General features: G+C 61.1%; 12 protein-coding genes and 1 pseudogene. 9 read left to right on the forward strand and 4 right to left on the reverse strand.

The window, feature by feature from the left end:
* Positions 1–9 precede the first annotated feature (9 nt).
* The gene (locus tag AC1D2R_RS22280; RefSeq protein WP_477970547.1) at positions 10–1,056 is read left to right on the forward strand and encodes an aldo/keto reductase; all 1,047 of its coding nucleotides are present in this window, start codon (positions 10–12) and stop codon (positions 1,054–1,056) included.
* Positions 1,057–1,085: 29 nt separating this feature from the next.
* The gene (locus AC1D2R_RS22285) at positions 1,086–2,318 is read left to right on the forward strand and encodes an ABC transporter substrate-binding protein (RefSeq protein WP_477970613.1); all 1,233 of its coding nucleotides are present in this window, start codon (positions 1,086–1,088) and stop codon (positions 2,316–2,318) included.
* A gap of 503 nt (positions 2,319–2,821) precedes the next feature.
* On the opposite strand, the gene AC1D2R_RS22290 is transcribed toward AC1D2R_RS22285, so the two are convergent.
* Positions 2,822–3,754, reverse strand: a complete 933-nt coding sequence (locus AC1D2R_RS22290) for a LysR family transcriptional regulator (RefSeq protein WP_477970549.1) — start codon at positions 3,752–3,754, stop codon at positions 2,822–2,824.
* 71 nt (positions 3,755–3,825) lie between these two features.
* Here AC1D2R_RS22290 and AC1D2R_RS22295 point away from each other — a divergent pair, with 71 nt between their 5' ends.
* Positions 3,826–4,734 (forward strand): DMT family transporter, encoded by a 909-nt coding sequence (locus AC1D2R_RS22295; RefSeq protein WP_477970551.1) that lies wholly within the window; start codon positions 3,826–3,828, stop codon positions 4,732–4,734.
* Between the two features lie 520 nt (positions 4,735–5,254).
* Here the strand turns inward: AC1D2R_RS22295 and AC1D2R_RS22300 are convergent.
* Both AC1D2R_RS22300 and AC1D2R_RS22305 read right to left on the reverse strand, forming a co-directional pair.
* Positions 5,255–5,770, reverse strand: a complete 516-nt coding sequence (locus tag AC1D2R_RS22300) for a hypothetical protein (protein ID WP_477970553.1) — start codon at positions 5,768–5,770, stop codon at positions 5,255–5,257.
* Positions 5,771–5,810: 40 nt separating this feature from the next.
* Positions 5,811–6,497, reverse strand: coding sequence for a TetR/AcrR family transcriptional regulator (locus AC1D2R_RS22305; protein WP_477970555.1), 687 nt, complete (start codon positions 6,495–6,497; stop codon positions 5,811–5,813).
* 178 nt (positions 6,498–6,675) lie between these two features.
* Here AC1D2R_RS22305 and AC1D2R_RS22310 point away from each other — a divergent pair, with 178 nt between their 5' ends.
* The 6 genes and pseudogenes from AC1D2R_RS22310 (at position 6,676) to AC1D2R_RS22335 (ending at position 15,115) form a co-directional block, all read left to right on the forward strand.
* Positions 6,676–7,740: an efflux RND transporter periplasmic adaptor subunit gene (locus AC1D2R_RS22310; RefSeq protein WP_477970557.1), complete on the forward strand. Its 1,065-nt coding sequence runs from the start codon at positions 6,676–6,678 to the stop codon at positions 7,738–7,740.
* Position 7,741: 1 nt separating this feature from the next.
* A complete protein-coding gene (locus tag AC1D2R_RS22315; protein WP_477970559.1) occupies positions 7,742–8,839 on the forward strand; it encodes an efflux RND transporter periplasmic adaptor subunit in 1,098 nt (365 codons plus the stop codon).
* Positions 8,836–11,889 carry an efflux RND transporter permease subunit gene (locus AC1D2R_RS22320; RefSeq protein ID WP_477970561.1) on the forward strand — a complete coding sequence of 1,018 codons (3,054 nt, stop codon included), beginning with the start codon at positions 8,836–8,838 and terminating at the stop codon, positions 11,887–11,889. Before AC1D2R_RS22315 ends, AC1D2R_RS22320 begins: the two co-directional genes overlap by 4 nt.
* Before the next feature lies 1 nt (position 11,890).
* A pseudogene (locus AC1D2R_RS22325) lies at positions 11,891–13,173 on the forward strand (alpha/beta hydrolase).
* A gap of 544 nt (positions 13,174–13,717) precedes the next feature.
* Positions 13,718–14,725, forward strand: coding sequence for a sensor histidine kinase (locus tag AC1D2R_RS22330; RefSeq protein WP_477970563.1), 1,008 nt, complete (start codon positions 13,718–13,720; stop codon positions 14,723–14,725).
* A gap of 87 nt (positions 14,726–14,812) precedes the next feature.
* Complete coding sequence (locus AC1D2R_RS22335; protein ID WP_477970565.1) at positions 14,813–15,115, forward strand: hypothetical protein; 303 nt, start codon at positions 14,813–14,815, stop codon at positions 15,113–15,115.
* A 146-nt stretch (positions 15,116–15,261) separates the two neighbouring features.
* On the opposite strand, the gene AC1D2R_RS22340 is transcribed toward AC1D2R_RS22335, so the two are convergent.
* A complete protein-coding gene (locus AC1D2R_RS22340; protein ID WP_477970567.1) occupies positions 15,262–15,414 on the reverse strand; it encodes a hypothetical protein in 153 nt (50 codons plus the stop codon).
* Positions 15,415–15,437 lie beyond the last annotated feature (23 nt).

Below are 15,437 nucleotides of genomic sequence, written 5' to 3' on the forward strand. Positions count from 1 at the left end.
CCAGGCCACATGCAACGTATCTCCATTGCCCCGAATTACGAGATCTCCCGCGTCATCCGCGGTGGCTGGCAACTGGCGGGCGGTCATGGCGCAATCGATGCCGAAAGCGCCATCCAAGACATGTTCGCCTTTGCCGATGCCGGCATCACCACCTTCGATTGCGCCGATATCTACACTGGTGTCGAGGAGCTGATCGGCCGCTTCCGTGTCGAATACGGCAATCTGCGCGGCACTGAGGCGCTCTCCCGGATTCGCGTGCACACCAAATTCGTGCCGGATCTGACGATCCTGCCTGTGATCAGCAAGGCCTATGTCGAAAGTGTCATCGACACCTCGCGCAAGCGCCTCAATCTCGATTGCCTCGATCTCGTCCAGTTCCACTGGTGGGCCTATGATATTTCGGGCTGGTTGGAAACGGCAGAATGGCTGAAGGAGCTGCATCAGGCCGGCAAGATTGGCAAGATCAGCGGCACCAATTTCGACACCGACCACATTGAGGCGATCGTCTCGTCAGGTGTGCCTTTCGCCTCACTGCAACTGCAATATTCGCTGCTCGACCGGCGCCCGGAAAAGCGAATGGTGCAGCTCGCTTTCGAGAAGGACTTCGCACTGTTCTGCTACGGCACGGTGGCCGGCGGCTTCCTTGGCGATCGCTGGCTCGGCCAGTCGGAACCAGATCATCCGCTCGAAAACCGGTCGCTGACCAAGTACAAGCTGATCATCGACGATTTTGGCGGCTGGGACCTCTTCCAGGAGCTGTTGTCGACGCTGAGAAAGATCGCCGACCGGCATCAGGTGGATATCGCCACCATCGCAAGCGCTGCGATGTTAGCCAAGCCCGGCGTGGCCGCGGTGATCGTCGGTGCGCGCAACCGCGATCATCTGCCATCTAATCTTGCGATCGCCGATATCGAGCTTACGGAAACCGACCTGGCAGAGATCGAAACGATCCTGTCACAAGCCCATCCGCTGAAAGGCGACGTCTATACGCTGGAGCGGGACCGGGAAGGCCGCCACGGCAGCATCATGAAATACAATCTCAACAAAGGGGAATAACAATGAGAACCACATTTCTGCTTTCTGCCATGGTTGCTGCCCTGGCAGCGTCTACGGCACCCACGTTTGCAGCCGACTGCGACATCACCGTCGGTCTCGTCATGGAGCTGACAGGCCCCGCGGGTGAATATGGCCAGGCGGGCGCTAAGTCCGTCGAGATGGCCTTCCGAGATTTCAATGATGCGGGGGGCATCGGCGGCTGCAAGATCGTTGCCGACACGCGCGACAGCCAGAGCCAGGGCAACGTCGCCGTCGATCAGGCGACCCAGCTGGTCAACATCAAGAAAGTGCCCGTCATCATCGGCGGCATCATCTCGTCTGTGTCGATCCCGATCCTGACCTCCGTCACAGCACCAGCCGGTGTCGTGCAGGTGTCACCGGCCTCGTCCTCGCCGACGCTGACCGAGCTCGGCCGCGACGGCAAGACGAATGGCGTGTTCTTCCGCACCATCACCTCCGATGCTCTACAGGGCACTGCGGCCGCCAAATACGCGATGGACCAGGGCCTGAAGAAGATCGCTATCATCAACGTCAACAGCGACTTCGGCGTCAACATGGTGCGTGAGTTCGCAACTGCCTACCAGAAGCTCGGTGGTACAATCACCTCGACCACGCCTTACAACGAGAAGCAGTCGAGCTATTCTTCCGAGGCAAGTGCCGCCATGGCCGGCGAGCCGGATGCGCTCTATCTCGTCAGCACGCCGGTTGACGGCGCAACGATCGCCCGGGCCTGGATCTCCGGCGGCGGCAAGCAGACCTTTCTGCTGAACGACGGCATGAACTCCAAGGACTTCATCGAAAGCGTCGGCGCGCAATATCTCGAAAATGCCTACGGCACGTCGTCCGGCACCAGTCCGACGGCATCAACCGAGTATTTCAATAGCAATTATGGGGCGTTCTCGGGAGGCATTTCTCCGTCCGCTCCGGCTGCGGATCGCTCTTATGATGCCGGTGCGATTGTTGCACTCGCGATTGCCAAGGCCGGCAAGTCGGATCCGGTCGCCATCAAGGCCGCCATGCCTGAAGTGGTGGCCGAAGGCGGCACACCAATCCATGCCGGAAAGGAAGAGTTTGCCAAAGCCCTGCAACTCATCAAAGACGGCAAGCCAGTGAAGTACGAAGGCGTCATCGGCCCTGTGAGTTTCGACCAATACGGCGACATTACCGGCCCGTTCCGCCTCTGGAAGATAACCAAGGGTGAGGTGACCACGGTGGGCGAATTGAGCGCAGACGAGGTTACTAAGATCAAGGCCGCGAACTAAGCGAAAGCAAGGGCTTGTGGCAGTACCCCAAGCCCTTGCTATCCAGAAAGACGCGATGGTGTCGCCCGAGCGGTTTCGAGGGAAGGAGCGTTCCCTCTCGCAAACGGATTGCCTCGGACGAACCTCTGGAGGAAGAATTCGATTTTTGATTGAGTTCAGTGGACTATCAGGATTCTGCAACTGGGGTCGAGATCAGGTCACATCGAAGCTGTTGGCAGCCGATCGAGCCCAGCATGTTGCCGGGTCGCGTTCTCGAGGGATCGCGGCTTAGCTCCTAGGGCGTCTCGCTCGGCTCAAACGCTCCTGGAACGGAGCTGTCGATCTCCTGGCTGGGGATGACCCGTCTGTCTCCCTGCTCAGCTGTGGGCGGCCTTGGATTGCGCGATTGGCCAATCACGCCGCGCCTTCAGTCACACCTGGTGAGTGATCTTTCCAATTGGAGGCGAGAAGGTCGAGAAACCCTTGCTCGCCTATCGGCCGACTCCCCTTTTAAAATAGGACCGTCAGAGGGCCTTTGCCCTGGCTGGTGCAGTAAAGGCGGCGATCGTGGCCTCTTCGTGCCCCGCTTCGCGCAACAGACGCTGGCCAAGTTCCGCGGCCGGTCCGCTCAACGCACCGTCTGGCCGGACAAGGTGAAACGAAACATGGTAGTCCAGCGCCCGATGGGAAACCGGGAGCAGGCTACCGGCTGCAAGCGCCGCATCCGAAAGAGGCGGCCGCGCCAAAGCAATACCAACCCCGTGGATACATGCGTCGATGACAAGATTGTAGTCCTCGAACCGGCGGTCCTGCCCGCGCGGTAGATATGCGATTCCGTCGGCAGCCAGCCAGCGGCGCCACCCCTCGATGTTTGAGTCATGCAAGATAGGCAGGGTCAGGATTGTGGGGGCGTCGCTGTTCTGTCCAAGTCGTTCCGCCAGCGAGGGGGCAGCAATGGGGAACGATTTCTCGTGCCAGAGAGGAATTGCGCGTACGCCTGCCCAGGGACCTTTCCCGCAACGAATGGCAAGGTCCGTGCCCTCGCTAAAATCCGCCAGCCGGTGCTCGAGCAGAAGGTCAATGTGAATGTCGTCGCCCTCCAGTTTTGGTAGACGTGAAAAGAGCCAGAGGGATGCGACGGAGGGCGTAAGCGAAAGGCGAACGGTTGCCTTATGCCGACGAGGGATCCAACGCTCGTCAGTTTCACTAAGGAGAGCAAGGGCTTCCTGCGCTCTAGCAAAGAAGCGCATCCCCTCGGGGGTAAGGGTGACACCCCGGGGCTGCCGCGAAAAGAGTTGCACGCCAAGCCAGCGCTCGAGCCGCGATATTTGCCGCGAGACGGCACCATGCGTGATTCCACTCTCTTCGGCGGCAGCGGAAAATGAACCAAGGCGTGCGGCGCGGGAGAAGGCTTCCAGCGTATCGAGTGGGGGAAGAGTTTGCGAGCTGTGAACCATAGGCACATCAGATCATCGATTGCGATGCTTTTCAAGCCAAGGTCGAACGGCGTAAATCGTGGCGCGAACAAATGGAGGCGAGCATGACCGTGGTGAACAGCAGCGAAGCGGCGAACAGCAGATTTGACGTGGCCGCCCTTCTTGCTATCTTTGTCACGGTTGTATTTTGGGCGTCTTCGTTTGTCGTCATCCGAATCTGTCTCGGCCCTTTGACGCCCATCGAACTTGCCACCGCGCGCTACGTGACGGCCGGGCTCATTGCTTTTGTCTATCTGGCAGTTCAGTGGACTCTACCGAGCACGAGAGATCTCGCGCGAATCTCGGTAGCGGCAGTTTTTTTCATCGCTGTCTACGCAGTTCTGCTTAATACCGGCGAGCAAACCGTCCCGGCGGGTCCTGCGAGTTTTATCATCAATACGATGCCGGTCTTTACCGCGCTGATCGCCACCTTTGCCCTTGGCGAGCGCTTCGGATTGTGGGGATGGATCGGGACGGCAGTTTCATTCTGTGGTGTGGCACTGATTGCCGCAGGCGCAGGCGACGGGTTCGGCCTCGATCCCAATGCTATCCTGATCCTCGGCGCGGCACTCTGCTCTGCAGTTGCCAGTGTTCTTCAGAAGCCAATTCTAGGCCGCATGCCGGCATTGACGGTGACCGCCTGGGTTCTGATGATTGGTTCGTTTCCGCTGCTGCCCGCAGTTCCGGCGACCGTTTCGGCGCTGGCTGCCGCGCCGGTGATCGTCAACTGGAGTGTTGCCTATCTTGTGATTTTTCCGACAGTCATTGGCTATCTGACCTGGGCCATCGCCCTGAAGCGCCTTTCCGCTGCGCGGGCATCGAACTTCCTCTATGGCGTTCCGCCAATGGCGACCCTTATAGGGTTTGTCTGGCTCGGAGAAACGCCATCCATTACAGGCGCAATCGGCGGCGCAACGGCTATTCTCGGCGTGTTCATCGTTAACGCGATGCGTGGGAAGTAACGCCTTAAAGCGTTGTTTTTGCTACGGCGATCCTCAGTTGAAGGCGAGCCTACCCTTACGCACGGTAATCGCCGCGGCGAAGGCTACGGATGCAAGTAGGGTACGGCGGTTCACGGACATCGCCTCGTTTGACCTTGGCCACCAACCTGCGACCGCCCTGAATGTTTCCCCGAAGATCGGTTCTGGCCCTCAGCGGGTTCATGTTGAAGGAATAAGTTCCTGACTTTTCCGCACCTTGGCACCGTGTACATAAGGTACAGATCAAGTTTCCAAACGACGTGATGTCGTCCTGTCCAACGCGATTTCGAAAGGATGTCGGCTGCCGGCGCGCTAGCCATCGCCGATCTCCCCGTGAACGCTCGAGGCTTTCGAAGGCGCCGGCGCGAAGGAGAAGGGTTGCCTGCCTTTCGGCAACCCCGAAATCGACCAGGACGCAGTCGAACGCCGCCCGAACCAACGCAACCGCACCGCTTGCACCAAGGGAAAGGTCGCCCGGAGCCTGACGCGACGGGAAGGTGGTTCAGTGGGCGGATGAAAGCGAGGCCGCGGGATGTCGGGCGATATCACGCCCGCGAAGTTCATAGCGCTTCGCGGAGGAGGCCGTAGGCCGTCCCGCCAGTTCCGCCCGGCATGCCTCGCCGAAATCCAGGAGAAAGTTCATCGCTCCGGAATGTGCGAGGTCCCGCATTTCAGAGAGCGAGCGATTGGGGGTCAAGTAGGTTTCGACGATCCTTGCCATCGCCAATTCTGCTGCGTCCACGACCGGGCGCGACGCGATCAGGCGCATCTGGGCGACCAATGCGTAAAGCAGCACGAGATCGGAAACGTCGTCCTTCTGATGGCTTATTGCGTCACCGTAAAGCCGCGTAGCTTCGCCGATGAAGTCCGAAAAGAGCTTTTCCCGCTTGGCGGCCTCGAGCTCTCGTTGCTTTTCCCTCACCTGTGAACGGTGCGTCATCCAGGCAGTGGCGAACGAGGCGAGACCTCCGATCGCGACGCCGGCTAGTCCCATCAGGGCGGAGATGTATGCATCCATGAGAATTCCTTTTCGGGACGAAGGGCGCCACCGAGTATCTTTAACCCGCTAGCGGAGGACCAACCCAAACGCCTTCTGGCACTGCTGGGATGCTGTTCACCAATCCGTCGAGCATTCCTTGCAGGACATTCTCGGTCAGCTCCTCCATCTTGTCGCTCGGGCCGACGAGGCGGTCCACAAGCAGCAACGTGAGCCCATGCATCTGGGACCAAAAGACAAGAATCGCCCCATCGATCGTGCGGGTATTGGGCTCGGTGCTTGCGATCGGCTGCCCGAGGGCGCCGTCGTGCATGGCATCAACTACCAAGGCTTTCATGTTGTAAGCCGCGGTTCTCTCGATCACTGGACGCCCATCGTCCTGGCCGGCAAGGTAGCCACCGAACATCAATCGATAGAGCGCCGGATTGTTGACGCCGCCGGAGACATAGGCGCGGGCCATGGCTGCCAGTCTCTCGCGCGGGCTGTCGAGTTCCTTGGTTGCGTCAGCCATGCGCTTGGCTAGCAGTTCGAACCCCACGGCGGAAACGGCTGCCAGCAATTCGCGCTTGTCGGCGAAGTGCTTGTACGGGGCGTTGTGACTGACGCCCGCTCGGCGGGCGAGCTCACGTAGCGAAAACTCGGTGCTTTGAGACTCGCTCAGCACGTCCAGTGCGGCCTCTACGATCGCCTTGTGCAGGTCGCCGTGGTGGTAGGGCCGCTGGTCTTTGGTGGAAAGTTCCTGGGTCATGTCGTTTATCTAGAGAGTGAAGTTGCTCATGTCAACATTTCGCTTCGAGGATGTTGACAGCGCCCACTTTTGCTTCTAAGTGGGCGCTGTCAACATGGGCGATGGCCCACAGCTCAGACAGGAGACGGCCGCGACGAACGCCGGCTCCTGCTGATCGGAAACCCTATCGGAGCAAAAAATGCAGTCCTTTCGATTGCTGGGAATTGGTCTCGCCTGCACACTTCTGGCTGCCTGCGAGAAGAAAGCTGAAGTGGCGCCACCGCCGCAGCAGGTCCGCGTCGTTGCGGCCGCCGAAACTCAGTATCAACCCTGTGCGGAAATCACCGGCGAGGTGAAGGCACGGGTCCAGACCGAGCTCTCGTTTCGAATAAGTGGTCGGGTTCTCGAGCGAAAGGTCGACGTCGGGTCGCACGTCCACGCCGGCGACGTTCTGGCTCGCCTCAACGACACCGAACAACAGGCGGACGTGATTGTCGCCCGCGCCGCGCTGGAGTCGGCGCAGGCCGTCGTTGCGCAAAAGACGCTGGCCTTCGAGCGGTCGAGGTCGCTCCTGCAGTCGCAGGCGGTTCCTCGGGCGATCTTTGACGATGCGCAGAAGGAGCTCTTGAGCGCGCAGGCGTCCCTCGAGGCCGCGGAGGCCGCGCTGGCGACGGCCGAGGACGCACGGTCCTATACCGAGTTGAAGGCCGCCGCGGACGGCATCATCACGTCGCGCGGCATTGAGGCTGGGCAGGTGGTACCAGCGGCGCAGTCTGCCTTCACGCTCGCCCATGACGGCCCGAGAGACGCGGTGTTCGATGTCTTCGAGGCGTTCTTCCTGGATGGCCGGCCGTTGAAGGACGTCGAGGTCGCACCGGTGTCGCACCCCACCCGCGACGTCCATGCCGGCATACGCGAGGTCTCGCCCGTCATAGATGGGAAGGGTGGCACGATCCGGATCAAGGTGGGGCTCCAGGAAGCCGCGCAATGGCCGCTCGGGACGCCTGTCATAGGCAGGCTACGGGCCTCGCCGCGCGACGGAATCGTGGTGCCCTACACCGCGATCGCATCAGCCGAAGGCGAACCCGCCGTGTGGCTGGTCAATACCCAAAACCATTTGGTCTCGCTCCGCAAGATATCGGTCGGCCGGTACCGCCAGAACGATTTCGTCGTCACCAACGGCGTGGCGGCGCAAGACATGATCGTCACCGAAGGCGGCAAGTTCCTCAAGGAAGGCCAGGCTGTCGCCTGGGAAGGTAAGTGAGATGCACCTCAACCCAATATACACGTGTCTTCCGGTTCTTCTGTCGATCTCCCTGCTTGTCGGCTGTGATCAAAACTCCGCCGCAGGAGAGCAGGCGACCCCCCGTCCTGTCAAAGTCGTCATGGCTGCGGCTGAACAGGACAAAGTGCCAAGCTTACCCGGCGTCGTACGAGCCCGCATCGAGACAGACCTGGCGTTCCGGACGCTCGGGCGAATGGTGTCTCGCAAGGTCGATGTCGGCGACCTGGTGCACAGGGGCGATGTCCTGGCGGAAATCGATCCTCTCACTCTGCACCTCGCGGTCAAGAGCGCGGAAGCCGACCTGCGCAGCGCCCAGGCGCAGTTGGAGAACGCCGCGACCACCGAAACGCGCAAGCGAAGGCTCGTGCAAAGCAATGCAGCAAGCATTGCCGATCACGATCTTGCCGAACAGCAGCTCAAGTCGGCTACCGCCAATGCTGCGAGAGCAAAGGCGAGCCTTGCCAAGGCGAGTGAGCAACTTGGCTACTCCGCGCTGAGAGCCGAGTTCGATGGCGTCGTGACCGCCACGTCCGCAGAAATGGGCCAGACCGTCTCTGCGGGCCAGCCAGTCTTGAAACTGGCGCGCCTTGAGCAGCGCGACGTGGTCGTCGACGTGCCAGAAGCGCAGTTCAGTAACGTTCGCCTGGACGACCGCTTCAGCGTCTCCCTCCAGCTCGACAGCAGGATCCAGGCCATTGGCGTGGTCCGCGAGATCGCGCCCCAGGCCGATCCGAATACCCGCACCTATCGGCTGAAGATCGCCGTCGATGAGGCCCCCGACATCTTCCGCCTCGGCGCCGTGGTCACCGCGATGCCGCTTGTCGGAGAAGTGAAGCAGGCTATCGCGCTGCCGCTCTCCGCTATCCGCCATGAAGGCGGTGCCAGCCAGGTCTGGGTGGTGGATCGTTCGACAGCCCAAGTCGCCCTGAGGGCGGTTGAACTCGAGGGCCCGGCGTCCGCCCCCCGTTCCGTCCTGGTTCTGTCCGGCCTGCGCGAAGGGGAAGAGATCGTCGTCGCCGGGATCGATGAACTCGTCGATGGACAGAAAGTGAAACTCGGACAGGAGCTACGCCCGTGAATAAATTCAATCTTTCGGACTGGGCGCTCGAGCATCGTTCTCTCGTCTGGTATTTCATGATCATGTTCGCGGCAGCGGGCGCCTTCGCCTATCTCGGGCTCGGCCGCGAGGAAGATCCGTCCTTCACGATCAAGACGATGGTGATCCAGGCACAGTGGCCCGGCGCTTCGGCCGCTGAGGTGACGCAGCAGGTTACCGACCGTATCGAAAAGAAGCTGCAGGAACTCGACAACCTGGAACACACCCGCAGCATCACGACCGCCGGTCAGACGATCGTCTTCGTCGACCTGCTGCCGGATACGAGCGCGCGGGACGTGAAGCCCACCTGGTCGCGAGTGCGCAACCTGGTTGACGACATCAAGCACGAATTTCCTCAAGGCGTCATCGGCCCCTTCTTCGACGACCAGTTCGGCGACGTCTACGGCAACATCTTTGCCTTCACGGGCGACAGCGGACTGAGCCAGAGGGAACTCCGCGACTACGCCGAGAACGCCCGAACGCAGATCCTCAAGATCCCCGACGTCGGTAAGGTCGACATCGTCGGGGCGCAGGACGAGGTGATCTACCTGGAATTCTCCACCCGCAAGATCGCCGCCCTCGGCATCGACCGCTCCGCCATCATCGCCACCCTGCAGGCGCAGAACGCCGTCACCCAGTCCGGCTTTGTCGAAACCGGGCCCGAGCGCGTCGCCTTACGGGTCGGCGGACGGTTCATCTCCGAGGAAACGTTGCGCGGGATCAATCTTCGGGTGGACGACCGCTTCTTCCCGCTGACCGACGTCGCCACCATCACCCGCGGCTATGTCGATCCGCCGACGTCGCTCTTCCGGTTTGACGGAAAGCCGGCCATCGGCCTCGCGATCGGCATGAAGACGGGCGGCAATCTGCTCGCCTTCGGGGAGACCCTCGAAAAGACGATGGGCAACATCATCCAGAACCTTCCGGTCGGCGTCTCCGTCGAAAAGGTCTCCGATCAACCGAAGGTGGTCGAGGAGGCGGTTGGCGGCTTCACCAAGGCCTTATTCGAGGCAGTCGCCATCGTGCTCGCAATCAGCTTCATCAGCCTCGGGATGAGAGCGGGGATGGTGGTGGCCGTCGCAATCCCGCTGGTGCTCGCCATCACCTTCCTGGTGATGCTCTACACCGGCATCTCGCTGCAGCGCATCTCGCTCGGAGCGCTGATCATCGCGCTTGGCCTTCTCGTCGACGACGCGATGATTGCCGTCGAGATGATGGTCGCGCGGCTGGAAGCAGGCGACAGCCTCAGGAACGCCGCGACCTACGTTTACACGTCGACGGCCTTCCCGATGCTGACCGGCACGCTGGTCACCGTGGCGGGCTTCATTCCCGTCGCTTTCAACAAGAGCAGCGCGGGCGAGTTCACCTTCACCCTGTTTGTCGTCATCGCTGTTTCGCTCGTCGTTTCATGGGTGGTCGCGGTTTTGTTCACGCCTCTTATCGGTGTGACCATTCTACCGAAGACCATGAAGAAGCACGCCGAGCATAAGGGCCGCTTTGCGACGGTGTTCTCGAGCCTTCTGCAGTTTTGCCTGCGCTGGCGGTGGATGACGATCGTTGCAACGGTCCTACTCTTCGCTGGATCGGTCGTCGGCCTGTCGATGGTGCAGCAGCAATTCTTCCCGAGCTCCGATCGCCCGGAACTGATCGTCGACTGGAACCTGCCACAGAACAGTTCGATTGCCGAAACGAGCCGCCAGATGGCCCAGTTCGAGCATGAGATACTGGCCGGAAACGCTGACGTCGAACATTGGTCGACATATGTGGGACGGGGCGCGCCGCGTTTCCTTCTTTCCTTCGACGTGCAGCCGGCTGACGTGTCCATCGGCCAGACGGTCATTGTCACCAAAGGGCTCGACGTCAGGGACAAGCTGAAGCAGCAAATGGAAGCCTACCTTCAGAAGACTTTTCCGGGAACGGACGCTTACGTGAAGCTTCTGGACATCGGGCCTCCAGTCGGCAAGCCGATCCAGTATCGCGTGTCCGGCGAGAACCTGGAGACGGTGCGCGACCTGGCACAGAAGCTGGGGACAATCGTCGGCACCCATCCCTCCCTCAGGAACCTTGCCTTCAACTGGAACGAGCCGGCCCGCGTCGTGAAGATAGACGTGCTGCAGGACAAGGCCAGACAACTCGGTGTTTCGTCCCAGGATATCGCGACGGCCCTCAACACCGTCGTCCAGGGCAGCGCACTGACGCAGGTTCGCGACGACATCTATCTGGTCGACGTCATCGGCCGTTCGGCGGAAAAGGAGCGGGGCTCGATCGACACCCTGCTTGACCTGCAACTGCAGAGCAGCAGCGGCCAGTCCGTCCCGCTGTCGTCGGTGGCAACCTTTCACTACGAGCTCGAACAGCCGACGATCTGGCGGCGTGACAGAATTCCGACCATCACGATCAAGGCCGGGATCGGTGATGCGACGCAGCCGGCGACCGTCGTGAAGGCGCTTTCCGACAAGGTTTCGGCCTTCGAGAAGACGCTGCCGGCCGGGTACTCGGTCAAGGTCGGCGGCGCGGTCGAGGAGAGCGCAAAGTCGCAGGGTCCGATTGCCAAGGTGGCACCGGCCATGTTCGTCATCATGGCGACGCTGCTGATGATCCAGCTTCAGAGCTTCCACCGGCTGTTGCTGGTCTTCTCGGTGGCGCCGCTGGCCCTTATCGGCGTCGTCGTGGCGCTGCTCGCCAGCAATTCGCCGCTTGGGTTCGTCGCGCTCCTGGGTGTGCTCGCGCTGGTGGGGATCCTCATCCGCAACTCCGTCATCCTGATCGTCCAGATCGAGGAGCTGCGTGCAGAGGGAGTGCCGCCGTGGAAGGCGGTGGTGGAGGCGACCGAGCACCGCATGCGACCGATCATGCTCACCGCCGCGGCCGCGACGCTGGCCCTGATCCCGATCTCGCGCGAGATATTCTGGGGGCCCATGGCCTACGCGATGATGGGTGGGATCGTCGTCGGCACGGCGCTCACCCTTCTCTTCCTGCCGGCGCTCTACGTCGCATGGTTCCGGATTCCTCGTGAAGTCGAGCAGCACTGAAATGAACACGTCACTCTTCTTCCCCGGGCGAATTGCCCGGGGTTCCATCGGGTGTGGATTTTCCAAGGCGATCGCGGGCCGCTTCGGCCGAGCCGTTCCGATCCTTGTGGCCCTATCTCTCGCTGCATCGGGTTGCGCCAACCGGGCGCAGGATGTCCTTCAGCCTCTCGCGGTTGCCCCGACCGGTACAAGTCGGGTCACCATGCTCGTCGCCACGACACGCAAACCTTCGGAGGATCCCGGCAAACTCTATTCCGGCGACCGCGGAACGGCGATCTCGCTTAACAGCGTCGACGTGTCCATCCCGCCCGACCGCAACCGCAAGATTGGCGAGGTGCAATGGCCGTCCCGGATGCCGCCCAACCCACAAAAGCAGTTTGCGGTCACGCACGTCGCCAGGGTGCAATCCGAAGGCCAGGCTTTCGACTGGTACCGGAAGAATCGAAACACGAAGCATCAGGTGGTCATTTTCGTACATGGCTTCAACAATACCTATGCCGACGCTGTCTTCCGTTTTGCGCAGATCGTCCATGACTCGGGAACCGACGCCGCACCGATCCTCTTCACCTGGCCATCAAGGGGACGTGCCTTCGACTACCTCTACGACAGGGAGAGCGCCAACTATTCGCGCCGCGCGCTGGAGGATCTAATCCTCCAGGCCGTGAACAGTCCCGACGTCTCCGACGTGACGATCCTCGCCCATTCCATGGGCGGTTGGCTTGCGGCCGGGCACTGCGCGGCGTCGCCATGCGCGAGAAATCAATCCCGACGAAGGTCAAGAACGTCGTTCTGGCATCGCCGGACATCGACATCGACGTGTTCCGTCGCCAGTTCACCGAGATGGGGCCGAAGCGGCCGCACTTTGTGATCCTGACATCGACACGCGACAAGGCACTGGAGGTCTCCGGCTGGCTATCGGGCGGCATCAATCGCCTTGGTGGAACCGACCTCAGACCCTATGCGCCTCTTCTCGACGAACTTGGCGTTTCGGTCATCGACACCAGCGCCGTCGCGACCAACGATCCGCTCGGCCACAACGCCTTTGCCCAAAGTCCCGAGATCGTGCGCCTGCTCGGGCGGCGGCTGGCCGGCCAGAGCCTTGAGGGCGGAAAGACCAGCGTTGCCGATCAGATCGGCGTGAGCGCGGCAAATTTCGCCGGCTCGGCAGCGCGGGTTGCCGTGGCGGCTCCAGTTGCGGTCATCAGCCCGGAGGCACGAGAAATCCTGAAGCGGGAGATCTCTCCCTCAAGCGGACAGATCCTTGACGGCCAGATCTCGTACTGAACTATCTTCCGCTTCAACCAGACGCCGCCGGAAGCCCGTCCCAGCCAGAGAACTCGGTACGATACGCAAATGGAAATTGGCACGACAATAGGAAGCGAGACGCGAGCTGATCCTAAATCCTCGATCGGCGAGGCCGGCATGGCAGCGTGTCGGCTGTACGGACTGTCGAGAACAAATGTCGCCGATATTGCCCGGCTACTCGCGAAATCCCCGGCAAGCGTGTAAAAAATCTATCGCTCCAAGGCTGCGATATTAGATGCCATTGCAGGCTATTTCTACTGGTGCTTGCCGCCTCGATCGATAAACGACGGCCGAGCATAGGGATGATCATTTTCGGGGAGGGTGATGGTCAGCCGGAACGCGCTCGCGGCGTGTTCCTCTCCAAGTCGTGTACGACGTCGACGATCTCGCCCACGCTTCGGCGACATGGCGTGGTAGCGCCCCCGCTTCGTTCAGACCATTTCACGCGGCCTCGGAAATCATCCCTATATAAGGGGTGGCAGTCGGCACAGAGATCGCCCTCCTCAAGACGGGACCGAAAACGGTGACAGACAACGAGCCCCTCGACCAGCCCGAGTGGAACTCCAATCAGCTACGCAGCGCCATCAAGGCCGCGGGCGTCGCGCTCTGGACGTGGAACGTAGATGACGACGCTTTCCTGATGGACGCCAAGGGTTATGATCTTTGGGATGTCTCCAGGGGCAGTGGGCTAACGTTCGACCGTCTGTCCGCGAAGATTCATCCCGCCGACCGCGACAGGGTTCGGTCCGCGTTCGTCGCAACACGTGCGATCGCCGGCCCATATGAGATTGACTTCCGCATTTTGACAGAAGCCTCCGAAGTCCGTTGGATATCCGCTAGGGGCCAAGGCGACGATGCAGACATCGCCGACCGAAAGATGACCGGGATTTTTCTCGACGTAACCGGCCGCAAACAGGCCGAAGAGGGACACGAGCTGCTTGCCGGCGAGATGAGCCACAGGGTCAAGAACCTGCTGGCACTTGCGTCCGCCATGACTGCTATCACCTCCCGCTCGACGACGTCGAAGGAGGAGATGGTCGTGCAGCTCACGCAACGCCTGACGGCGCTCGGGCGCGCGCACGATCTCGTCCGGCCGCTCAAGGGTGGACAGGGAAGTGCAGCGCTGCTTGGAGATCTTTTTACCGTTCTGCTCGCGCCTTACGAGGACGAAGGGGCATTTGCCGGAAGAATCCGCGTCGCCGTTCCACGGATGGGTGTCGGCGAGGCGTCGGCAACGAGCCTCGCTCTTGTCATCCACGAATTGGCCACGAACTCCCTCAAGTATGGCGCACTCTCGGTCGAAACGGGAACGTTGGACATCGCCGGTCTTCTTTCCAACGGCGAGGTCAAGATCGCCTGGACCGAGCAGGGCGGGCCGGAAGTCGAGGCTCCCACGGATTCAAGCGGCTACGGAAGCAAGCTTCTTCATCGCACAGTGACTGGCCAGCTCGACGGTTCGATCGCCTACGACTGGACCAGGAGTGGCCTCCTGGTATCGCTAACACTGAAGGAAAGCCGGTTGTCGCAATGATGGACCTCCCGTTCTGAACGGACAAAGGCGTGCGGGAACAAAAGGCCGAGATTGGCATTCCTTCTGTCCATCAGGGAGTGCACGCTCATGCAGATCATCGACACCAATGTTACAAACAATTCCAACGGCAAGGTCACTGTGGAATTCAAGGGCGAGGGAGGCGAGGGCATCGCCGTCACCGTAGCTTCATCGACCGGGGATCTCGACGGCGACGCCGCCGTTTGTAGAGCAAAGGAAATGATGGTCCAGGTCGCGACGTTTGGAATCCCGAACGAGGCTTTTGTCGAAGCGCGGCAAGCCGCGGACGAACCTGCAGGCGATCCAGACGACGATCTCGAAGCGACGCCGCCCGCGACCGGTTCGTTCTCTTCTCCCAACGCCGCGTCGTAGTCCCTCGGATTAGAGACGCTCGATCACCACGGCACGGAGGTCGATTTCTCCTGCCGGAAGCGAGCCTCAAGGTCGGCGCGGTACGACGACCACGACGGGCGGTCGAGATTCTCAACCATACCCTCAACGGCGATGACGAGGTCTTCCTAGACTGTGCTGTCGTCCTCCCACAGACCTTCCGCAGGCGCGTTGACATGGAGAGTGACGCCGCCGAAGCGCTCGGCAAGTTCCTTGCGCACGATGTCGAGATTCGCGCGACTGCGGGTGATCGGGAGAAGTATTTCGACAAGACAGGCCATAGGGTGCTCCCGCAGTCGACCTA

This window comes from Rhizobium sp. P1_C7 (genome assembly GCF_056406295.1).